Annotated in this window: 20 protein-coding genes and 2 tRNA genes; 12 read left to right on the forward strand and 10 right to left on the reverse strand. The window is 68.7% G+C overall.

What is annotated here, in order from left to right; all coding sequences use genetic code 11:
• Positions 1-44 precede the first annotated feature (44 nt).
• The 8 genes from ACCP09_RS02935 (at position 45) to ACCP09_RS02970 (ending at position 8,994) form a co-directional block, all read left to right on the forward strand.
• On the forward strand, positions 45-1,661 hold the full coding sequence (locus ACCP09_RS02935; protein ID WP_123683322.1) for a PucR family transcriptional regulator: 1,617 nt from the start codon (positions 45-47) through the stop codon (positions 1,659-1,661).
• A gap of 35 nt (positions 1,662-1,696) precedes the next feature.
• Positions 1,697-2,065: an SSI family serine proteinase inhibitor gene (locus ACCP09_RS02940; protein ID WP_017981223.1), complete on the forward strand. Its 369-nt coding sequence runs from the start codon at positions 1,697-1,699 to the stop codon at positions 2,063-2,065.
• A gap of 162 nt (positions 2,066-2,227) precedes the next feature.
• Positions 2,228-3,793: an NCS1 family nucleobase:cation symporter-1 gene (locus tag ACCP09_RS02945; protein WP_123683323.1), complete on the forward strand. Its 1,566-nt coding sequence runs from the start codon at positions 2,228-2,230 to the stop codon at positions 3,791-3,793.
• Positions 3,744-4,586 (forward strand): nitrilase-related carbon-nitrogen hydrolase, encoded by an 843-nt coding sequence (locus ACCP09_RS02950; protein ID WP_433742993.1) that lies wholly within the window; start codon positions 3,744-3,746, stop codon positions 4,584-4,586. The genes ACCP09_RS02945 and ACCP09_RS02950 overlap by 50 nt, the downstream gene beginning before the upstream one ends.
• Positions 4,587-4,596: 10 nt before the next feature.
• On the forward strand, positions 4,597-5,982 hold the full coding sequence (gene hydA / locus ACCP09_RS02955) for a dihydropyrimidinase (protein WP_433742994.1): 1,386 nt from the start codon (positions 4,597-4,599) through the stop codon (positions 5,980-5,982).
• A gap of 9 nt (positions 5,983-5,991) precedes the next feature.
• A complete protein-coding gene (locus ACCP09_RS02960; protein ID WP_433742996.1) occupies positions 5,992-6,987 on the forward strand; it encodes a TIGR03842 family LLM class F420-dependent oxidoreductase in 996 nt (331 codons plus the stop codon).
• A 90-nt stretch (positions 6,988-7,077) separates the two neighbouring features.
• Positions 7,078-8,046 carry an alpha/beta hydrolase gene (locus ACCP09_RS02965; protein WP_433742997.1) on the forward strand — a complete coding sequence of 323 codons (969 nt, stop codon included), beginning with the start codon at positions 7,078-7,080 and terminating at the stop codon, positions 8,044-8,046.
• 12 nt (positions 8,047-8,058) lie between these two features.
• Positions 8,059-8,994, forward strand: a complete 936-nt coding sequence (locus tag ACCP09_RS02970; protein ID WP_027931592.1) for a helix-turn-helix domain-containing protein — start codon at positions 8,059-8,061, stop codon at positions 8,992-8,994.
• Here ACCP09_RS02970 and ACCP09_RS02975 read toward each other — a convergent pair.
• The 3 genes from ACCP09_RS02975 to ACCP09_RS02985 are packed head-to-tail and all read right to left on the reverse strand — an operon-like array spanning position 8,976 to position 10,936.
• Positions 8,976-10,208, reverse strand: a complete 1,233-nt coding sequence (locus ACCP09_RS02975) for a serine hydrolase domain-containing protein (protein ID WP_433742999.1) — start codon at positions 10,206-10,208, stop codon at positions 8,976-8,978. The genes ACCP09_RS02970 and ACCP09_RS02975 overlap by 19 nt on opposite strands.
• Positions 10,209-10,217: 9 nt before the next feature.
• Complete coding sequence (locus ACCP09_RS02980; RefSeq protein ID WP_378332738.1) at positions 10,218-10,430, reverse strand: hypothetical protein; 213 nt, start codon at positions 10,428-10,430, stop codon at positions 10,218-10,220.
• A complete protein-coding gene (locus ACCP09_RS02985) occupies positions 10,427-10,936 on the reverse strand; it encodes a TetR/AcrR family transcriptional regulator (protein ID WP_433743002.1) in 510 nt (169 codons plus the stop codon). Before ACCP09_RS02985 ends, ACCP09_RS02980 begins: the two co-directional genes overlap by 4 nt.
• A gap of 179 nt (positions 10,937-11,115) precedes the next feature.
• On the opposite strand from ACCP09_RS02985, the gene ACCP09_RS02990 reads away from it, so the two are divergent.
• Positions 11,116-12,684, forward strand: coding sequence for a GMC oxidoreductase (locus ACCP09_RS02990; RefSeq protein WP_433743004.1), 1,569 nt, complete (start codon positions 11,116-11,118; stop codon positions 12,682-12,684).
• A 60-nt stretch (positions 12,685-12,744) separates the two neighbouring features.
• Here ACCP09_RS02990 and ACCP09_RS02995 read toward each other — a convergent pair whose 3' ends face one another.
• The gene (locus tag ACCP09_RS02995; RefSeq protein WP_378332741.1) at positions 12,745-13,935 is read right to left on the reverse strand and encodes a cytochrome P450; all 1,191 of its coding nucleotides are present in this window, start codon (positions 13,933-13,935) and stop codon (positions 12,745-12,747) included.
• A gap of 149 nt (positions 13,936-14,084) precedes the next feature.
• On the opposite strand from ACCP09_RS02995, the gene ACCP09_RS03000 reads away from it, so the two are divergent.
• Positions 14,085-14,243 (forward strand): hypothetical protein, encoded by a 159-nt coding sequence (locus ACCP09_RS03000; protein ID WP_433743006.1) that lies wholly within the window; start codon positions 14,085-14,087, stop codon positions 14,241-14,243.
• 562 nt (positions 14,244-14,805) lie between these two features.
• On the opposite strand, the gene ACCP09_RS03005 is transcribed toward ACCP09_RS03000, so the two are convergent.
• The 4 genes from ACCP09_RS03005 to ACCP09_RS03020 all read right to left on the reverse strand — a co-directional run bounded on the left by ACCP09_RS03005 (position 14,806) and on the right by ACCP09_RS03020 (position 18,578).
• Positions 14,806-16,047, reverse strand: a complete 1,242-nt coding sequence (locus ACCP09_RS03005; protein WP_433743008.1) for an SAVED domain-containing protein — start codon at positions 16,045-16,047, stop codon at positions 14,806-14,808.
• Between the two features lie 69 nt (positions 16,048-16,116).
• Positions 16,117-17,040, reverse strand: coding sequence for an AAA family ATPase (locus ACCP09_RS03010; RefSeq protein WP_433743010.1), 924 nt, complete (start codon positions 17,038-17,040; stop codon positions 16,117-16,119).
• Between the two features lie 18 nt (positions 17,041-17,058).
• Positions 17,059-17,577 carry a hypothetical protein gene (locus ACCP09_RS03015; RefSeq protein WP_433743012.1) on the reverse strand — a complete coding sequence of 173 codons (519 nt, stop codon included), beginning with the start codon at positions 17,575-17,577 and terminating at the stop codon, positions 17,059-17,061.
• A 2-nt stretch (positions 17,578-17,579) separates the two neighbouring features.
• Positions 17,580-18,578: a CBASS oligonucleotide cyclase gene (locus ACCP09_RS03020; RefSeq protein WP_433743014.1), complete on the reverse strand. Its 999-nt coding sequence runs from the start codon at positions 18,576-18,578 to the stop codon at positions 17,580-17,582.
• A 231-nt stretch (positions 18,579-18,809) separates the two neighbouring features.
• Between ACCP09_RS03020 and ACCP09_RS03025 the strand changes: the two genes are divergently transcribed.
• On the forward strand, positions 18,810-19,130 hold the full coding sequence (locus ACCP09_RS03025) for a hypothetical protein (protein WP_433743016.1): 321 nt from the start codon (positions 18,810-18,812) through the stop codon (positions 19,128-19,130).
• Positions 19,127-20,308, forward strand: a complete 1,182-nt coding sequence (locus ACCP09_RS03030; protein ID WP_433743018.1) for a helix-turn-helix domain-containing protein — start codon at positions 19,127-19,129, stop codon at positions 20,306-20,308. Before ACCP09_RS03025 ends, ACCP09_RS03030 begins: the two co-directional genes overlap by 4 nt.
• Positions 20,309-20,805: 497 nt before the next feature.
• On the opposite strand, the gene ACCP09_RS03035 is transcribed toward ACCP09_RS03030, so the two are convergent.
• A tRNA-Val gene (locus tag ACCP09_RS03035) sits at positions 20,806-20,877 on the reverse strand.
• 1 nt (position 20,878) lies between these two features.
• Positions 20,879-20,954, reverse strand: a tRNA-Gly gene (locus tag ACCP09_RS03040).
• Positions 20,955-20,964 lie beyond the last annotated feature (10 nt).

Genomic DNA, 20,964 nt, shown 5'->3' on the forward strand with positions numbered 1-20,964 from the left:
GCCGGATCGGCCGTACAGTCTGCTTTCTGCGGAGGTGGTGGCGCTTGTACCCGACGGTCGCGGACGTGCTGGCCCTGCCGGTGCTGCGGCACGGCCGCCCGAAGGTCGTGGCAGGCGGGCAGAAGCTGGACACCCGCGTGCGCTGGGTGCACGTCGCCGAGGTGGCCGACATCGGGCACCTGCTCAAGGGCGGCGAGCTGGTCCTGACCACCGGGATCGCGCTGCCGGACGACGCCGCGCAGCTGGCGAAGTACGTGGACGGGCTCGCCGAGGCCGGGGTCGCCGGGCTGGTGGTCGAGCTGGTCCGGCACTGGAGCGACGCGCTGCCTCGGGCGTTGGTCGACGCGGCCGCACGGCACGAGCTGCCTCTGATCACGCTGTCCCGCGAGACGCGGTACGTCGCGGTCACCGAGGCGGTGAACGGGCTGATCGTGGACGCCCAAGTCGCCGAGCTGCGCGCCGCCGAACACGTGCACCAGGTGTTCACGCAGCTCACCGTCGCGGGCGCGGAACCGGCCGAGGTGCTGCGCGAGGTCGCGCGCATGACCGAGTCGCCGGTGGTGCTGGAGACCCTGGCCCACGAGGTGCTCGCCTACGACTCCGCGGGCACCGATCCGGCCGAGCTGCTGACCGGCTGGCCGTCCCGCTCCCGCACCGTGCACCTGGGCGAGCGCACCGGCTACCACGCCGACGCCGGCTGGCTGGTCACCGTCGTCGGCGCGCGCGGGCACGACTGGGGACGGCTGGTGGTCGTGTGCGACGAGCCGCCGCCGGACCGGCACGTCGTGGTCGCCGAGCGGGCGGCGTCCGCGCTCGCGGTGCACCGACTGGTCGCGCGCGAGGCGGACAGCCTGGAGCGGCAGGCGCACCGCGCGGTGCTCGCGGAGCTGATGACCTCGCCCGCCCCGTCCACCGAACTGCTGGCCCGCGCGGCCGCGCTGGGCTCACCGTTGTCCGGGCGGCTGGTGGGCGTCGCGGTCCGGCCGCGGATGACCGCGTCGCAACGGCAGGCGGCGTCCGCGCCGACCGTGCTGCGGGACCTCGCCGAGACCGTCTCCCTGGCCACCCGCCGGGCGAAGGTCTCCGCGCTCGTGGCGGTCGTCGACGACGTCAGCGTGCGTGCGCTGCTGTCGCTGTCGCCGCAGGCCAACGTCGACGCGGTGCTGCGGCGGCTGTCCGCCGAGCTGCGGGCCCGCCCGACGTCGGTGCCCGCGGTCCTGGCGGTCGGCACGGTGGTGGACAGCGCCGCCGACGCCCGTCGCAGCCTGGTCGAGGCCGCCCACGTCGCCGCGGCGGCGCTGCGCTCGGACACCGACCGCGAGGTCCACCGGCTGCAGGACGTCCGCCTGCGCGGGCTGCTGCACCTGCTCGCCGACGACGAGCGCGTGCGGGCCTTCGCCGAGCGCGAGCTGGGCCCGCTGTTGTCGCGGGACGCGGCATCGGGCACCCGGCTGGTGCAGGCCCTGCGGCACTACTGCGAGCACGGCGGCAACAAGTCCGCCGCGGCCGCGGCCGCGCACACCTCCCGCACCGCCTACTACCAGCAGCTCGCCCGCATCGAGCAGGTGCTCGGCGTGCCGCTGGAGGACCCTGAATCGATGCTGTCGCTCTACCTCGCGCTGCTGGCCCATGATCTTTTCGACGATCACCCGAACCGGTAACACAGATCCGGGCTGGACCGGCCGATAGCCCCGATATGCCTTTTTCCGCCCTACTCCCCGCCGCGGCGTCGGTGCTGGCCCTGGCCGCCCCGCCCGCCCAGACCCCCGCGGCCAGCCTGATGCTCTCCCTGCAGGACGGCGCGGGCCGGGTCGTCACCGTGAGCCTGGACTGCCACCCGGCGGGCGGCAGCCACCCCGGCAAGACCAAGGCCTGCGCCACGCTGACCACTGTGGACGGCGACATCGAGCGCATCCCCGGCGAGGCGACGGTGTGCCCGATGATCTACAGCCCGACCACGGCCACCGCCAAGGGCCACTGGCGCGGCAAGCCGGTGGTGTACACCCACACCTTCGGCAACAAGTGCGCCGCGGCCGCCGAGTCCGGCGGGGTCTTCGAATTCTGAACCCGTGTTTCAACCAGGTTGACCGGCTGTCACAACCGGCTTTCACATCCGGGTGATGCACCGGCCCGCGCCGGGCGCAATCGACACAATGCGTTCCGACGCGGGCAACGGTGAACACTCTGACAGTGCCTCCCCCGCGGCGGGGACGAGCAGGATTCCGCAATGGAACCCACCTCGCAGATCACGCGACCGGACGGCCGGGTGGATCTCAGCGACACCGCGCCGATCCGGGGTAGCCGGTTCTTCAACGACGAGCTCGCTCCGGTGCCCGTCGAAAAACGCACCTGGAGCACCTACAACTATTTCGCCCTGTGGATGGGAATGGCGCACAACATTCCCAGCTACGCGCTCGCCGCGTCGTTGATCGCGCTGGGGATGAACTGGCTCCAGGCGCTCATCACGATCACCCTGGGCAATCTGATCGTGCTCGTTCCCATGTTGCTCAACAGCCACGCCGGCACCAAGTACGGAATCCCGTTCCCGGTGTTCGCGCGTGCCTTCTACGGAATCCGGGGCGCGAACCTGGCCGCGCTGCTCCGGGCGTTCATCGCGTGCGGCTGGTTCGGCATCCAGACCTGGGTCGGCGGCGAGGCGATCTACATCCTGGTCGGCAAGCTCACCGGGCCGGGGTGGCGCAACGCGGCCGAGGTGGGCGGCCAGCCGTGGACGCTGTGGCTGTCGTTCGGCGTCTTCTGGGTGGTCCAGATGCTGATCATCTGGCGCGGCATGGAGGCGGTGCGGCGGTTCGAGAACTGGACCGCGCCGCTGGTGTCGGTCGGGTTCCTGATCCTGCTCGCCTACGTGCTCATCAAGGCCGGCGGCCTCGGCCCGATCCTGTCCGAACCGGCGAAGCTCGGCTGGGGCACCGACTTCTGGAAGATCTTCGCGCCGTCGCTGATGGCGATGATCGCGTTCTGGTCGACGCTGTCGCTGAACATGCCGGACTTCACTCGCTTCGGCGGCAGCCAGCGCAAACAGGCCCGCGGCCAGGTGCTCGGCCTGCCGACCACGATGACGTTCATCGCGATCGTGGCGATCCTGACCACCTCCGGCGGCCAGGTGCTCTACGGCGAGGCGATCTGGGACCCGGCGCAGCTGGCCGACCGGTTCTCCAGCCCGGCGCTGGTGGTGGTCGCGCTGATCGCGCTGGTGCTCGCCACGATCTCGGCGAACCTCGCGGCGAACGTGGTCAGCCCGTCCTACGACTTCTCCAACGCCTTCCCCAAGCGCATCACCTTCGCCGTCGGCGGCCTGATCACCGGCGTGATCGGCGTGGTGATCATGCCGTGGAAGCTCTACTCCGACCCCGACATCTACATCTTCGCCTGGCTGGGCTTCTACGGCGGCGTGCTCGGCGCGGTCGCCGGGGTGCTGGTGGCCGGGTACTGGGTCGTCAAGCGCACCAACCTGGACCTGGCCGGGCTCTACGCCGAGGGCGGGCGGTACTGGTTCCGCGCCGGCTGGAACTGGCGCGCGCTGGTGGCGACGGCCGTGGGCGGGGTGCTCGCGGTCGGCGGCGCCTACACCGCGCCGGGTTCGCAGGGTCCGTTCCCCGCCGACGGGCTGATCCCGTTCCTCAAGCCCGTCTACGACTACAGCTGGGTGGCCGGTCTGGCCGGCGCCTTCGTCGTCTACCTCGCGCTGTCCTGGGCGCACCGTCAACCGAAGGAGGAAACCCGTGAGCAATCTGGTCCGAGCCGCGTTGGTACAGCAGCGGTGGACGGGTGACAAGGACTCGATGATCGCCGGCGCGGTCGACGCGATCGGCACCGCCGCCTCGCAGGGCGCACAGGTCGTGTGCCTGCAGGAGCTGTTCTACGGGCCGTACTTCTGCCAGGTGCAGGACGCCGACTACTACTCCTACACCGAGGGCATCCCGGACGGCCCGACGACCAAGCTGCTGCAGGAGGTCGCCGAGCGGCACGGCATCGTGATCGTGGCGCCGATGTACGAGGAGGAGCAGGCCGGCGTCTACTACAACACCGCCGCCGTGATCGACGCCGACGGCAAGTACCTGGGCAAGTACCGCAAGAACCACATCCCGCAGGTCAAGGGCTTCTGGGAGAAGTTCTACTTCCGGCCCGGCAACACCGGCTACCCGGTGTTCGACACCGCGGTCGGCCGCATCGGCGTCTACATCTGCTACGACCGGCACTTCCCGGAGGGCTGGCGCGCGCTGGGCCTGGCCGGGGCGAAGATCGTGTTCAACCCGTCAGCGACCAGCCGCGGCCTGTCGCAGTACCTGTGGCGGCTGGAGCAGCCCGCCGCGGCCGTGGCGAACGAGTACTACGTCGGCGCGATCAACCGGGTCGGCGTGGAACCGCTGGGCGACAACGACTTCTACGGCCAGACCTACTTCGTCGACCCGCGCGGCGAACTGGTCGGCGACGCCGCATCCGACACCGAGGACGAGGTCGTGGTGCGGGACCTGGACATGGACAAGCTGAGTGAGGTCCGGGACCTGTGGCAGTTCTACCGCGACCGCCGCCCGGACTCCTACGACTCGATCGTGGCGCCCTGAGGGAGAACGCATGCGCACGCTGATCAAGGGCGGCACCGTGCTGTCCACCACCGGGGCGAGCCGCGCGGACGTGCTCGTCGAGGGCGAGACGATCGCCGCGGTCGCCGCGCCGGGGCTGTTCGACACCGCCGACGAGGTGATCGACGCGACCGGGAAGTACGTGCTGCCCGGCGGGATCGATGCCCACACCCACATGGAGATGCCGTTCGGCGGCACGTTCTCGCACGACACCTTCGAAACCGGCACCACCGCGGCCGCGTGGGGCGGCACCACCACGATCATCGATTTCGCGGTGCAGCCCAAGGGTTCCACGCTGCAGCCGACGCTGGACAAGTGGCACGAAAAGGCCGACGGCAACTGCGCCGTCGACTACGGGTTCCACATGATCATGTCCGACGTCAACGACACCACGCTGAAGGAGATGCAGGCCTGCATCGACGCCGGGGTGTCCAGCTTCAAGATGTTCATGGCCTACCCGGGCGTGTTCTACTCCACCGACGGCGAGATCCTGCGCGCGATGCAGCAGGCGAGGCAGACCGGCGCCACGATCATGATGCACGCGGAGAACGGCATCGCGATCGACCAGCTGGTCGCGCAAGCGCTCGCCGAAGGCAAGGGCGATCCGGTGCAGCACGGGCTGACCCGGCCGCCGGAGCTGGAGGGCGAGGCCACGTCGCGGGCGATCCGGCTCGCGCAGGTGACCGGCGCGCCGCTCTACATCGTGCACCTGTCGGCTTCGCAAGCGCTTGCGGCCGTCGCGGAAGCGCGGAACACGGGGCAGAACGTGTTCGCCGAGACCTGCCCGCAGTACCTCTACCTGTCCATCGAGGACCTGGCCAAGCCGGACTTCGAGGGCGCGAAGTACGTCGCTTCCCCGCCGCTGCGGGAGAAGTGGCACCAGGGCGACCTGTGGCGCGGGCTGCGCACGAACGACCTGAGCGTGGTGTCGACCGACCATTGCCCGTTCTGCTTCAAGGACCAGAAGGAGCTCGGCCGCGGGGACTTCTCGAAGATCCCCAACGGCATGCCGGGTGTCGAGCACCGGATGGACCTGTTGCACCAGGGCGTGGTGGCCGGCGAGATCTCGCTGGGCCGCTGGGTGGAGGCGTGCTCGACCACCCCGGCGCGCATGTTCGGCCTGTACCCGCGCAAGGGCGTGATCGCGCCCGGCTCGGACGCCGACATCGTGGTCTACGACCCGGCGGCGAAGCAGACCCTGTCGGCCGAGACGCACCACATGAACGTGGACTACTCGGCGTACGAGGGCTTCGAGATCACCGGGAAGGTCGAGACCGTGCTCTCGCGTGGCCGCGTGATCGTGTCGCCGTCCGGGTTCTCCGGCAGCGCCGGGCACGGGAAGTTCCTGTCCCGGGACCTGTGCCAGTACCTGAACTAGGGAGCCGTCATGGACTTCGGTGTGGTGCTGCAGACGGATCCGCCCGCGCGTGAGGTGGTCCGGCTGATGAAGGCGGCGGAGGACTGCGGGTTCGGCTACGGCTGGACGTTCGACTCCGTGGTGCTGTGGCAGGAGCCGTTCGTCATCTACTCGCAGATCCTGGCCGCCACCTCGGCGATGACGGTCGGGCCGATGGTCACCAGCCCGGGCACCCGGGACTGGTCGGTGCTCGCGTCGTTGTTCGCCACGCTCAACGACATGTTCGGCAACCGCACGGTGTGCGGGATCGGGCGCGGCGACTCGGCACACCGGGTGATCGGCAAGCGACCGTCCACATTGGCCACGGTCCGGGACGCGATGCACGCGATCAAGGAGCTGGCCGAGGGCAGGGAGGTGGTGCTGGGCGACACCCCGGTGCGGATCCCGTGGGTGCGCGGCGGGCGGCTGGAGATGTGGATGGCCGGGTACGGGCCGAAGGCGCTGCAATTGGCGGGCGAGCACGCGGACGGGTTCATCCTTCAGTGCGCCGACCCGGCGATCGCGGAGTGGACCATCGGCTCGGTCCGCGAGGCGGCCAGGGCGGCGGGACGGGACCCGGCCGGCATCACGATCTGCGTCGCGGCGCCCGCGTACGTCGGGGACGACCTGCCGCACCAGCGCGACCAGCTGCGGTGGTTCGGCGGGATGGTCGGCAACCACGTCGCCGACCTGGTGGCCCGCTACGGCGAGTCCGGCCCGGTGCCGCACGAGCTGACCGACTACATCCGCGAGCGGCAGGGCTACGACTACGCCCACCACGGCAAGGCGGGCAACCCGTCGACCGACTTCGTCCCGGACGAGATCGTCGACCGGTTCTGCCTGACCGGCCCCGCGGGGGCGCACGTCGCGCGGCTGCAGGAACTGGCCGCCCTGGGGGTCGACCAGTTCGCCGTGTACCTGATGCACGACCAGCGCGAACAGACGCTGCACGCCTACGGCGAGCAGATCATCGGCAGGCTGGGATGAGCACCCGCCGGGTGGCGGGCAACATCCGCCACCCGGCGCCTCCCGGCCGGGTCAGGATGGTGTTCCACACCGTCGTGACCAGGAGGCCCGATGACCACCAGCACCCCGTACGGCCCGCCACCGGCGTTCGACCCCGAAGCCGCGGCCATGCTCGACGTCATCGCCGAGCAGGTCCCGCCCGCGATCCTGCCGGACATGATCCCCGCGATGCGCGAGGGCATGGGCGCACGCCTGCTCTCCGACGACGAGCTGAGCCAGGACGGGCGCATCGAACTGGTGGACCGGCGGGTGTCGGACGAGGTGTCCGTGGTCGTCGGCCGCCCCACCGGGCTGCGCACACCCGCGCCCGGGATCTACTGGATCCACGGCGGCGGCATGGTCGTGGGCACCAACCGCGTCGGGCTCGACGAGCCGCTGGCCTGGGCGCTCGAGCTGGGGCTGGTCGTGGTGTCGGTGGAGTACCGGCTGGCGCCCGAGCACCCGCACCCGGTGCCGGTCGAGGACTGCTACGCCGGGCTGCGGTGGACCCGCGAGCACGCCGCCGAGCTGGGCATCGACCCGTCCCGGCTGGTCGTGGCCGGGGCCAGCGCGGGTGGTGGGCTGAGCGCGGCCGTCGCACTGATGGCCCGGGACCGCGGCGGACCGCGGCTGACGGGGCAGTTGCTGGTCGCGCCCATGCTGGACGACCGCAACGAGACCCCGTCGACGCACCAGATGAAGGGGCTCGGCGTGTGGGACCGCACGTCGAACGACACCGGCTGGACGGCGCTGCTCGGCTCGGCGCGCGGCGGCCCGGACGTCTCGCCCTACGCCGCCCCGGCGCGGGCCACCGACCTGTCCGGGCTGCCGCCTGCGTTCATCGACGTCGGCTCGGCGGAGTCCTTCCGCGACGAGGACGTCGACTACGCGCGGCGGATCTGGCTGGCGGGCGGGTCCGCCGAGCTGCACGTGTGGCCGGGCGGCTACCACGGGTTCGACTCGTTCGCGCCGCAGGCGGAGATCTCCCGGGCCGCGAAGGCCGCGCGGTTGCGGTGGCTGCGGCGGATCCTCGCCGAGTGACACCATGGACCGGTGAGAGAGCTGGCAGGGCGGCTGGCCGCGCTCGACCCGGAGGCGGGCGCCGCGGTCAAGGTGATCGCCTACTTCGACCGCCTCGTCGACGGGCACGCCGGGCTGGAGGCGCTGGTCCGCGGCGCGGCCACCCTCGCCGGCTGCGCCGCGCGACTGGAGGCGCCGGGCAGGCGGATCCGGGTCTCGGCCGACGGCCGCCGGTCGGACCTGGACACCCCGGTCGATCCGGCTTGGCCCGGTGTGGACGGGCTGTGGCTGGAGCGGCCGGGCCCGCCTTCCGCGGTGGATGCGATGGTCCTCGAACGCGCCGCCGCCGCGATCCGGCTCGTGCTGGAGCGGGACCGGGTGCCGGAGCCCGTCGAGGTCGTGCTGGACGGCACCGCGGCCCCGCAGGCCAGGGAGAAGGCGGCGCGGCGGCTGGGCCTGGGGGCGACCGCGCGTGCCATCGCCTACGCCGACGGCACGGCCGGGGTGATGATCACCCCGCCGGCCGGGGCCCGCGCGGGCATCGGCCCTGCGGTGCCCGTGCTGGACCTGCCGTCGTCCCTGGCCGCGGCCCGGACGGCGCTGCGGTTCACCGCCGAAGGCACCCCGGACGACCCGGGTCCGCGGGTGGTCCGCGCGGACGAGCTGGGCGGGCTGGCGGTGCTCGCGCAAGCCGTCGGGCCGGGTAGCGAACCGGTCCCGGACGTGCGCGCCCTGGAGCGCGCGGCCGCGTCGGCGCCGTGGATGCTCGCCACGCTCGACGCCGTGGCCACCAGTGCGAGCCTGCGCGCGGCGGCCGCCGCGCTCACCGTGCACCACTCGACGCTGCAGGACCGGCTGGCCCACGCGGAAACCCTGCTGGGCTGGTCGGTGCACGACCCGTCCGGGCGCCTGCGCCTGCAGCTCGCACTGGCGCTGCGGCGGCTGCACCGTCAGTCGACGAGCGCCTGATACACCAGCTGCCGCAGGTACTGCCGGATCGGGTGAGTGCTGGACGGCAGCAGCTGCGTGAAGAACAACGCGGTGATCTCCGCGGCGGGATCGACCCAGAACGCGGTGCTCGCCGCACCGCCCCAGGCGAACTCTCCCTCGCCGGACAGGGTTTTCGCCTTCACCGGGTCGGTCAGGACGGAGAAGCCGAGCCCGAACCCGAAACCGTGGAAGGGCATTTCGGCGAACAGCGGCCTGCCATAGGCCTCCAGGTCCACACCGCCCGGCAGGTGGTTGCTCGTCATCAGGTCGACGGTGCGCGGGCCGAGCAGCCGGACCCCGTCGAGTTCGCCGCGGTTCAGCAGGAACTGGGTGAACCGGTGGTAGTCCGCGGCCGTGGACACGAGCCCGCCACCGCCCGATAGACACGCGGCCTTCTCCAGCCCGGACCGCCCGAACGCGTCGTTGCGGACGGCCTTGCCGGTACTGGGATCGGGCACGTACAGCGCGGCGAACTTGTCCGTGGAGTCGGTGGCGAAACCCGTGTTGCCCATGCCGAGCGGTTCGAAGACGCGCTGTGCGAAGAACTCGTCCAGCGGCTGCCCGGACACCACTTCGACGAGCCGGCCGAGGACGTCCGTGGCGACCGAGTAGTTCCACTCCGCGCCGGGCTGGAAGACCAGCGGCAGCTCCGCCCACCGCCGCGTGCACTCGGCGAGGTCGGCGCCCGGCGGGGTCCCCCACTCGAAGCCGTTGGCGCGGTAGATCGCGTCCACCGGGTGGGCGTGGTGGAAACCGTAGGTGAGCCCGGCGGTGTGGGTGAGCAGGTGCCACACGCGGATCGGCTCGGTGGCCGGTTCGGTGACCGGTTTGAGCGCGGAGCCCTTGACGAACACGCGCGGCTCGGCGAACTCCGGCAGCCAGCGGGCGATCGGGTCGGTGAGCTCGAAGGCGCCCTCCTCGTAGAGCACCATCGCGGCGACCGACGTGATCGGCTTGGTCATCGAGAAGATGCGCCAGCGGGTGTCCACTTCGACCGGAAGGCCCGCTTCGACGTCCCGGTGGCCCTGTCGCGCGACGGAGGCGATCTTGCCGCGCCGCGCGACCACGGCCAGGTACCCGGGAAGCAGGCCGTCGTCCACGTACCGGCCGAAGTGCCCGTCGATCCGGTCCAGCCGCCGCGCGTCGAACCCCACCTCGGCGGGGTCGGTGTCCACCTTCAGCTCCGTCGCCATGATCCCGTTCTACTCCAGCCGGGCTTGACAGACCAGCGTCGCGCGGTGAAAGCCGGAAAAATCTGTCTTTCGGTAGATGTGCGGCGATTTGCGCGCTCCTAGAATGATCAGCAGAACCGGAACCACAAAGGACAGAAGGAAAACCATGATCTCGCAGCAGTCCACGATCAGCCCGCGCCGCGCCGGCAATCCTGGCAACGGCGCTCGGCCCGCACCGCTCACCGCGCCGGCACCACCGCGAAGAACCCGTCCAGCACGACATTCACCACCCGCCGCACGGCGTCGTCCTGGTGCACCGCGGCCGATCCCGCCGTTACCGCCGCTTCCACCATTTCGAACACCAGCAACAGATCCGTCGGCCGCACATCCGCGCGCAACTGCCCATCGGCCTGCGCACGGCGGAAAGCCGGGGTCAGGATCGTGATCAGCGCGTTCGCCTTCTGCTGCTGGTAGCGCACCGGTAGCTCCCGGAACAAGCGGACCAGCGGGCGCCGGGAGACCTGCATGGCCAGCACCATCGCCAGCAGTTCGCGGAACGGGCGGGGTGCGGCCTCCTGCTGCTTCACCATCCGGCGCAGCGCCCGCAGTTGCTGCGCCGCCACAGCCAAGCCGAGCGCACGGCGGTCGGGGAAATGCCGGTAGACCGTCGCGCGGCCGAGGCGCGCCCGGCGGGCGATCTCCTCCAGTGGGACGACGTCCGAGCCCTCCGCGAACGCCTCGTCGGCCACGCGCAGGATCGTCTCGCGGTTGCGCAGGGCGTCGCTGCGGTGCGGGCTCAACTCCGGCGACCTCGCATCCGCCGGATGCTACTGGCGAGTAGTGAGATCCGCAAATCGTTCCATGTCTCGGTTCACCTCCCTAAACTCCCGCCCGTCACCAAACCCGCACCGACCGCAACGGAGGACCCATGCCCGCTCTGAGCCGCCGCACCGTGTTCAAGGGGGCGGCCGCCGCCATGGGCCTGACCCTCCTGCCGGGCGCCGCGTCCGCGAGCCGGGTGCCGGTCACCCGCGAGGAGCACCGGGTCGTGGTCATCGGCTCCGGCTTCGGCGGCGGCGTGACCGCCCTGCGGCTCGCGCAGGCCGGGGTGCCCGTGCACGTCCTCGAACGCGGCATCCGCTGGCCCACCGGCCCCAACGCCGAGACCTTCCCCCACCCCACCGCGCCGGACAAGCGGATCTTCTGGCTCGGCTCCGAGCCCAACCTGTTCGGGCTCGTGTCGTTCCCGTTCGAGCGCTACACCGGACTGCTGGAACGCGTGCCGGGCAACGGCATGGACATCATGTGCGCGGCCGGTGTCGGTGGCGGATCGCTGATCTACCAGGGCATGACGCTCCAGCCGACCGAGGAGGTGTTCAACGCGAACTTCCCCGAGCAGCTCGACTACGCGCGGATGGACCAGGTGTACTACCCGCGCGTGGCGAGCATGCTGCGCATCGCCACCGCGCCCGATGAACTGATCGCCAGCCCGACCTACGCGGCGGCGCGCGTCTTCGCCCGCAACGCCCGCGCCGCCGGCCACTCGGTCGAGAAGATCCCGATGCCGATCGACTGGAGCTACGCCCTGCGCGAGCTGAAGGGCGAGATGAAACCGTCCTACACCAACGGCGACTGCGCGTTCGGCGTCAACAACGGTGGCAAGCACTCAGTCGACGTCACCTACCTCGCGGCCGCCGAGGCCACCGGCCGCTGCACCGTTGCGACCCTGCACAACGTCACCGATGTGGCGATGGCGCCCGACGGGCGCTGGCTGATCCACGTGGACCGCATCAACACCGGCGGCGTCGTGCTCGAAAAGAAGGTCCTCACCGCGAGCGCCCTCGTGATGGCGGCCGGTACGGCGAACACCACCAAGCTGCTGATGCGGGCCGGCGCCACCGGCGGGATCCCCGACCTGCCGGACGGTCTCGGCACGAACTGGGGTTCCAACGGCGACCAGATCTACACCTGGACCAGCCTCGCAGACGACTTCGGCTCCCCACAGGGCGGCCCGGTCATCTACGGCAGCAAGGAGTGGGACGACCCGGCGCTGGCCAACACGGTCATCCAGGCGTCCCTCCCGCCGCTGCCGAACCTGCGCACCACGATGCTCGTCGGCTACGGCGTGAGCGCGGGGCGCGGCCATTTCGTCTACGACCCGGCCAAGGACGACGCGGTGTTGCAGTGGCCAGGTGACGCGGACGCCAAGGTGGCGCAGCGCATCCACGAGCGGATCACCGACATCGGCGGAGCCGCCGCCGTCAAGCTCAACACCACGACGCTCGTGCCGAGCACGTGGCACCCGCTCGGTGGCGCGTCCATGGGCACGGTCTGCGACCTCGCCGGCCGCGTCCTCGGCCACCGCGGGCTCTACGTGCTCGACGGCGCCCTCATGCCGGGCAACACCGCCGCGTGCAACCCGTCCATGACCATCGCCGCCGTCGCCGAACGAGCCCTGGACGAGATCGTCGCCCAGGACGCGGGCACTGTCTTCTGAGGAGGCGAATGAAACGTCAGGAGGTGCCTACCGAATCAGCCGCCGGTCCGGTGCCGCCGATCAGTCCCAAGTGACCGGCAGCCGGTGGACGCCGTAGATGCTCATGTCGTGTCGCAGCGGCACCTCGTCGGCTGGGACCGCCAGGCGCAGCGTCGGGAACCGGGCGAAGAGTGCAGGGATGGCGACGCGCATTTCGACGCGGGCCAGCTGCTGCCCCAGGCACTGGTGGATGCCGTGGCCGAAAGCCAGGTGCCCGGCGGCGTGCCGGCGCAGGTCGAGCGTGTCCGGGTCCGGGAACCGCTCCGGGTCGCGGTTCGCGGCGTTCGCGGCGATGGTGACCGACTCGCCGGCCCGGATCACCTGACCGTCCAGCTCGACGTCCTCCAGCGCGGCCCGGACACCGGTGTGGGCGATGGTCAGGTAGCGGAGCAGCTCTTCGACCGCGCTGTCCGCGAGGGCCGGGTCGTCGCGGAGCGCGGCGAGCTGGTCCGGGTGGCGCAGCAGGGCGAAGGCGCCCAGCGCGATCATGTTGGCGGTGGTGTCCAGGCCTGCCCCCAGCAGGAACGTGCCGATGCCGGACAGTTCCTCGTCGGTCAGGTCGCTCGTGGTGAGGTCGCCGAGCACGTCGTCGGTGGGCTCGGCGCGTTTGGCGCGCACCAGGTCCAGCAGGTAGTCCTGCAGCGCGCCGTACGCGGCGAACTGCTCGTCCGGCGTGCTCTGCGGGGTCATCAGCGCCGTCACCTGGGTGTGGAAGAACTCGCGGTCGGAGTACGGCACGCCGAGCAGCTCGCAGATCAGCACCGCGGGCACCGGGTGCGCGTAGGCCTGCACCAGGTCCACCGCGGGGCCGTGCTGCGCCATCGCGTCCAGGTGCTCGGCGGCGACCTCCTCGACCCGCTCGGTGAGCTGACGCATCCGGCGGACGGTGAACTTCCCGGCGAGCAGCTTGCGGTAGCGGGTGTGCTCGGGCGCGTCAATGCCGGTGAGGTCGCCGACCGGGGCCGGCGGGATGTCGCCGTCCAGGCCGGGGAGTGGGTAGTGCATGAGCTCGTACCGCGAGGTGAACCGCGAGTCGCCGAGCACGGCGCGGGCCTGGGCGTGACCGGTGACCAGCCAGCCGCGGTGCCCGTCCGGGTAGGACATACGCACGAGGGGCCGATGTGCCCGGATCTCGCCCAGCTCGGCGGGCGGGTCGAAGGGGCAGCCGGTGGGACGGGCGGTGGGCAGCGAGGCCAGTTCGTCTTGTTCCATGACGGCAGCGTGCGGGCGACCGGTTTCACCACGGCTTCAGCACGGTTTCGGCGCTGAAGTGACCCAGCCGGCGGCGCGGCTGGCACCAGCGAAGCCCGTGCGCCCGGAGTGATACGCGCGGGCATCACACGCGCCGGTGATCACCTTGCGTGGCCGATCGCCGGTTCGCGGGCCGCTGGCACGCCCCGCCGATCGCTAACATCCCCCGAAGATACGCGCTGGTCGACTGCGAATTCGACGGCACGGGACAGCCAGCCGGCGACGCGCTGATGCTGGCGACCGCGGATCCGCTGGCGCGGTGGCTGTAGGTCGGCAAACGGGCGCACCTCGCCTGGAGCGCCGGGCCGCACACGCATCCGGCCCAGCGGACGGGCCAGATGATCACATCGCGGTGGTCACGCCCTGCGCCGGCTGCACAACGTGCCCCGGACGATCGCACCGGAGGACATCTCGACGCTGCCTGCGCCGTGGACCCGCTACCCGGCGAAACTACCGGCTCCACGACGGCCACGCCCCCGACCCGCTGAAAAAACGGAGAACGGCTGCCGAACTCAATCGTGGCAGCCGTCCCGGGAAGACGATGCCCACAAGGGACTGTGGTGCTCCCGTCGCCGTCTCAACTTGTCGCCTGATTAACATGCAGATGGCCGATCTGCTTGCGACAGCGATGCTCGTCGCAAGCCTTAAGTCCTGAGGCGGGGTCACCAAAGGTGGGAATCAGGCTGACAGAAACATTGCGCCAGGCAGTCCGTTGATCGAGTTGTCCTCCGGGGCCATCCGCGCGACCACTGGTGCGCCGGTCAACCTGGTAGCACGCTTCCTGCCCCGCTGATGAAATCGTCTCCAACTGTGCCAACCTTATTCAAGCGCCTACAAACAGTCCTTTTTGATGGGCGCCGGTTGACGGTCGAGCGTCCACGACACGACGGGGCTGCCGCTCCGACCTGCGGATACAGTGGCCATTTCGAGGTAGGTAGGTGGTTCGACCTCTCGTTCCCACTCGTGAAGCGTTACGCGCAGTGTGTTGGACGCTCGCCCCAGCATCACGGCTACGGGGAAGGGGGCGCGCAGGAAAAGGTGCACGGGTCTGCCTGTCGCGATCTCGCCGATGCGGCGGTGTAGTTCGGCCACTAGGGCCGGGCCGGCATTCGCCGGGATCGGTTCGCGTTCGGCTACCGAGATCTCGACCGCATGGGTGTAGGCGTGGCTGTCGACATATCGTCGGAATCCGTTGTTGGGTGCAGCAGGGACGAGGTCCAGATAGACGGCGACCGGGTCAGCAGGCGTGCCTCGGCCCGGAATATCGTTCTGCACGAGGGGCACCGAGGGCGCAGTCCCCGTCGTCCAGGCGTCACCGTCCTGGTCAGTGACCGTGACGGTAAGGCCGGTCGTGGTGGGCACCGCTGCTCCGAGCGCGAACGCCATGCTGAGGTGAGCGCCGCCAGTGATGTGAAGGTGCCGGACACCAGCTGATTGCACGATGCGCGGCAGCTCGCCGAGAAAGGGAGCGAAGTCCCCCCACGCCTCAGGCGGGGGCACGCTTGTGCCGGCCGACGGCGCGCGGGTTCGAACCGCAAGCGGTACTTTCGGGGTGCCGAGCGGGGGGAGGCGGGTCTGGATGTCAAGGTGTAGCCGATCGTTGGCGGCGGCGCGGCGGACACGGCGCACCGCCATCTCTCCGGCGAGACGTGCCAAGCCAGCGTGGTCGGTGACGGGAAACTGGTCGAAATCGCTAAGCACCGAGAGCCCCTGAGGTACCAACCGATCGGGTGCACCATAGTCCAGCTTGCCGTCGATGTCGGTGATCGTGCTGCCGATCGCGAAGGTGAACGCAGAGTTCGCCTCCAAGCGCAGCAGTGTGGGCAGTTCGATCTCCCGTACGATGCTGGACATCGTCAGATCCGGGGTGATCAGCAGCACGGCGCCGGACAAACCGGATTCCATCGCTTCTCTTAGCCTCCGACGGAACTGCCCGGGTGGTAGGTGGGTCTGGTCGTGCCATACGGGAACACCATGCGCCCGGAACGCCCACGCCGCACGCTCCGCGAGCGTGTCGCCGTCGGAGTGACGGTAACTGAGGAAGATCGGGTCGAGGTCGTCTATCTCGGGCATCGTGGGCCTCCAGGAGAGCCGAGGCGAGGTGTAGAGAGAAGATCGGGGGATAGCATGAGTCACTTCGGTCTAGTCGTGCTCGATGAAGGTCGGACTCGGCGTGAGTTCCGTGGCAAGGGTCAGGAGGCGCTCGTCGCGGACGGGGTGGCCAGGAAACGCATCGATAACGGCGGCGGGTACCAGGCGCTGCGTGAGATCGGAGCTGGTGAACCCCGGACGGGACCCGGCCGCACCGGTGAGTTCGGTGAGCTTGGTAATAGTGTCCTGGCGGATGTTCAGGCCACGCAACGCATTAGTGAGTATGGCGTGCCGCTGCTGGTCGTTCGGCCGGCCAAAGGTAAAGGTCGCTGCTGCCCGGCGCAGGACAGCTGGATCAAGGGCGTTGCCCCTGTTGGTGCACAACACGACCAGAACGGGCAGACCGGCACCGGCAAGGCTGTCGACTCCGGCGAGGAAGGCGTCGACCCCGGCACGGTCCTCATGGTGCATTTGCTGCGCTGCTCGGGACTGGACCAGCGCGTCGGCTTCGTCGACGACGAACACGAGCACGCGTCGCGTTCGTCCGCCGGTACGCGCTGCGGATGCTTGAGCCTTCAGGTGGGCGAAGGCGTCGCCGATGAGCGACGTCATCTCGCCCACAAGGCCGCTGCCGCGGGTGGCGAGCTTGAGCCGGTACAGAAGGACGGGGAGGTTGAGCTGATCGGCGAGGTCGCCGCCGAAGGACTCGGCGAGCGCCGTCTTGCCTGAGCCGACGTCACCGGTGAACACGAACAGCGGGACACGGTCGATGAATAGGGGCAGGGCGGCGACCTCCATACCCGGGTAATGCCGCGCCGCCCATACACGCAGCCGGTCTGGAGTCGCGAGCAGGATCGCCTCCTTGCGAAGACGATCCTTGACATCGTCGAGGCCTACCAGCCGGTCGTAGCGGGCTCGACGAACCGGTTCGGGAAGTTCGACGACGGGGTGGAAGAGATCGTCCTGACTGCTCATGTGCGCGTCCTCCTGAGTTCAGTGGTCGGAGGCGACGAAGGTGTCTCGGGTGACACCCGTGCCGCTGCGGCTGTAACCGGTTCCGGGGGTGGTGCCGCCGATGCCTGTCGTCGGCTCCACGCCGGTCGTCCGGGTGATCGGCAAGGTCTGCTCGAAATCCGTTTGCGCGCTGGGAGGCAAGCTGTGGAACTTGGTCGAGTAGTTGATGAAGGAGTAGAACGGCAGGCCGGAGACATTCGCCGTCCGGGGCAGCTGTCCAGGATTGCCGTCGAGGAGGCGGCCGCCAAGGGTGGCGCGGTAGCGGAGCCGAAGTTTCCACAGGTTGCTGTCGGGTTCGCGGAACCCGTAGGACACGGAGTCGAGGTAGCCATACTTAAGGAGCTGCGCGACCTCTTCGGCATAGGCGCTGATCTTGGCGGTGTCCTCTGGTTTGCCGTAGATCGCGCGAAGCTGGCGCAGGTCGGCTCCGATCTTCGCGCCGACGTAGCGCGCGTCGGTGATGGTGCAGGACGCGTTTCCGCTGAGGGAGCGAGTCATGGTCACGCTCCGGGAAAGGTGGGGCCGAAGAGATCACGCCAGGCGTCATAAGCAGCGCCCTGGGTAGGAGCCATCGCCGCCCAGTTCACTGAGTCGAGCGCTGAAGCAGCGGCGTCGACGAGTTTCCTGCGATCAGCGTCGGTGTAGCTGGACGCGACGTTGTTCTCCGGGTTCACCGGGTCCCAGATCTGGATCGAGTCGTGGTTCGGAAGGACTTGATCGAGGGAGTAGAAGTCGCTGAAAGCGATCGGAGTCTGCAGGCCGGTGGTGGCGATGTAGGCGAGCACCTGCTCGAACGCCGCTGGATAGTCCTCAACCTGCAGCGCATGACCGTTCCATCCGGTGTCCCACAGGTGCGCGACCACGAGCTCAAGCAAGAAGCTCTTGCAGCGCAGGTACGGGTCACGCGACTTGGCTTCACGGATCCAGGCCTTGAGCAGCCGGATGAGTTCGGTGTAACCAGGGCCTGCTGCTTTCCTGCGGTCGCCGATGAATCGCAGGTGCAGGGTGACGGAGGTGAGGACTCGTTGGCCCTGCCGGGTCACGAGGAAGCCCTTGTCGTCGTCCTCACCCGTGTACAGCACGGGCGCGACGTCGACCTTCAGCCCTGAGCCTCGGAGCGTGATCCCGACGGCGTGCTGCGAGATGACGAAGTCATCGGCCACCTTGGTCTTGCCGTAGACCTCCTGGCACCGTTGACACAACCAGTCGAGAAGCTTCGCCTCGTCGATCTCCGGATCGGCGCTCCGCAGGTACGCGGCGACGTCCGCGTCGGATCCCGCGCCATTCCGAGTACGGATGGCGGTGTGCTTCGCGGTACTACCCGACGCGCGCAGCTTCACCAGGTCGTAGTCGGGGTGCGCGGCTATGTGCGCCTCGAGTCGAGCACGCAGGTGATTCACCTGTTCACGGCGCTTCCGCGCTGCCTCGCTCGGCACGTTGATCCGGTTCTCGGCGAACCGCTTCAGGACCGCATGGGTCACGTAGGTCTCGTCTGACATTCATCTCTCCCTCGGGCACCGGCCCGGGTGCTCTCCGCGCACCAGGGGCAGGTCACCCCGCTCACATCCCCAAACAGATTGCCTGCACCAGATTGGTAAAGGTGATCAACCCGGCGAAGCAGGACGCTAGCATGAACCGAGTGGGTAAAGCCAACCGGGGGCCGGGATGCGATGAAGATCGAGTTTGGCTCAGCGACGCTGGCCCGAACGTGCAACAGTGACCGTGAGAGAGTGGCCGCTTACGGTCAGGAGTCCGCCGATCTGATCCGTCGACGCCTCGGGCAGCTTCAGGCCGTTGCGAACCTTGCCAAATTGCGCGAGTTCGCGGCGCTACGACTCCGCGCGGGAGCCAACGAGGAGGGGGCAGTCATGTTCATCTCCGCGGGCCCGGCGATCGAACTGGTCGTGCGGAGCGCGGATGGCAGCGTGGACCTGTCGGACGAGGCGGCCATCAACGCGGTGGTCGTTGTCGACCTTGTGCCAGCAGAACCGGTGCGCTCCGGCCGACGCTCCGAGGCTTCATCCCTCGAATACAAGGGGAGCTTGTCATGACATCGCCTGCGAACTCGTACTCCTACCACCCCGAGACCCCGCCACGTCCGGGCGAGATCTTGAAGGAAGAACTCGACGCCCAGCAGGTGAGCCAAGCCGACCTCGCTCGCCGTACTGGTTTATCCACAAAACACATAAATCAGATGATTCAAGGTGTCGCAGCTCTTACCCCCGACACTGCCGTCCTGCTCGAGCGGGCGACCGGAGTGGCCGCGGAGACATGGAACCAACTGGAAGCCGCCTGGCAGACACACCAGAGCGCACTCGAAGACCAACGGAAGCTCGCAGACAAGGTCGGCTGGATCAGCAAGTTTCCCCTGCCTTTCCTGAAGCGTGTCAACGTCATAGAGGACACTGAACCAACCCTGGAGAATCTAAAGAAGATACTCGCTTTCTTCGGTGTCGCCACACCGGATGTCGCCGAACAGGCGTGGCGGGAGTATCGAGCCGCTTTTCGACGTTCCGCGCTCGTCGAGGGCGACGGTTATTCGATTGCAACTTGGCTCAGACTCTGCGAAATCAGGGCTCGCGGAATCAAGTGTGCGCCCTATCAACGAGAACGACTGGTCGCAGCGTTGCCGGAGTTGCGTAGCCTGACTTTACGAACGCCTGACGCTTGGCAGGAGCAACTCCCTAGCCGCTGCGCGGAACTCGGTATCGCACTTGTTTTCATTCCATCCCTCAAGAATACACACCTGTCAGGAGTGACGCGCTGGCTCGCACCTGACAAAGTCATGATCGGACTCAGCGACAGATTCAAGACGGACGACACCTTCTGGTTTTCCTTCTTTCACGAACTGGGCCACGTTCTATTGCACGGGAAACGACTGACATTTCTTGATCATCGCGATGGCTCAGACCCCGCCGACGAGGACTCGGACGATGAATCTCCCATGCTTCTGCACGGTGACTCGAAAGTTCCTGGAGCTTCTACGCAGGCTGAAAACGAGGCGGACAGGTTTGCTCAGACGACGCTGATACCCGAGGTAAAGCTGCAAAACTTCCTCGATTCGTTCTCGACTCCTACCGAGCAGCAGATCGTAACTTTCGCGCGTGACGTAGGAGTGGCACCAAGCATAGTGCTGGGGCGACTGCAACACGAAAAGCGTGTCCCATGGTCCTTCGGCCGAAGGCTCAAGACATCCATCAGGTTCGAAGATGTGAAGCAATTGCCATGATCTTCCTGAGACCTACAACTCGATTTTATCGGGATGCTGCGCACACTACACTCGAGTTTCATGCCTACGGAATTCTCAACATCATGCGCAGGAGTGGAACTGATCAACATCGATCCCCTGCGGCGCGACTCACCCCACCCTGCCTGCTCGAATCACCGGGTTCTGAGGTTGTTCCCGTTCGCCGGGCACACCGAGGTTAACCCACTCCGTCGGACACAGCTTGGTGCAGGACAGAACATGAATTCGTCGGGGACACCCTCGAGATGGTCATCAACAACCGGCATCCCGAGCCTAGCGCCAGCCTGAACTGCCAGTCCTGCCCGGAGCGGCTGCCCACTAATAGTCGGCAAGCCAGAGCCACTGGCGTTCCCCGCTCCGTGAGCGCGAAGCTACCAGGAAGGCTTTGGGTCACGTCAGCCTGTAAATCGTCAAGACTCCGACGGCATCGCCCGCTGCAATCTGACCAAAAGCAGCCGCTGGCCGTCGGAAATAGTGAGTGCGCGATACTGGGATTGAACCAGTGACCTCTACCGTGTCAAGGTAGCGCTCTCCCGCTGAGCTAATCGCGCGTGGAGCGGACGACGGGATTCGAACCCGCGACCCTCACCTTGGCAAGGTGATGCGCTACCAGCTGCGCTACGTCCGCGTGTGGCGCC

Origin of the sequence: Amycolatopsis sp. 3B14 (assembly GCF_050958625.1) — a bacterium.
Classification (GTDB): domain Bacteria; phylum Actinomycetota; class Actinomycetes; order Mycobacteriales; family Pseudonocardiaceae; genus Amycolatopsis_E; species Amycolatopsis_E thermoflava.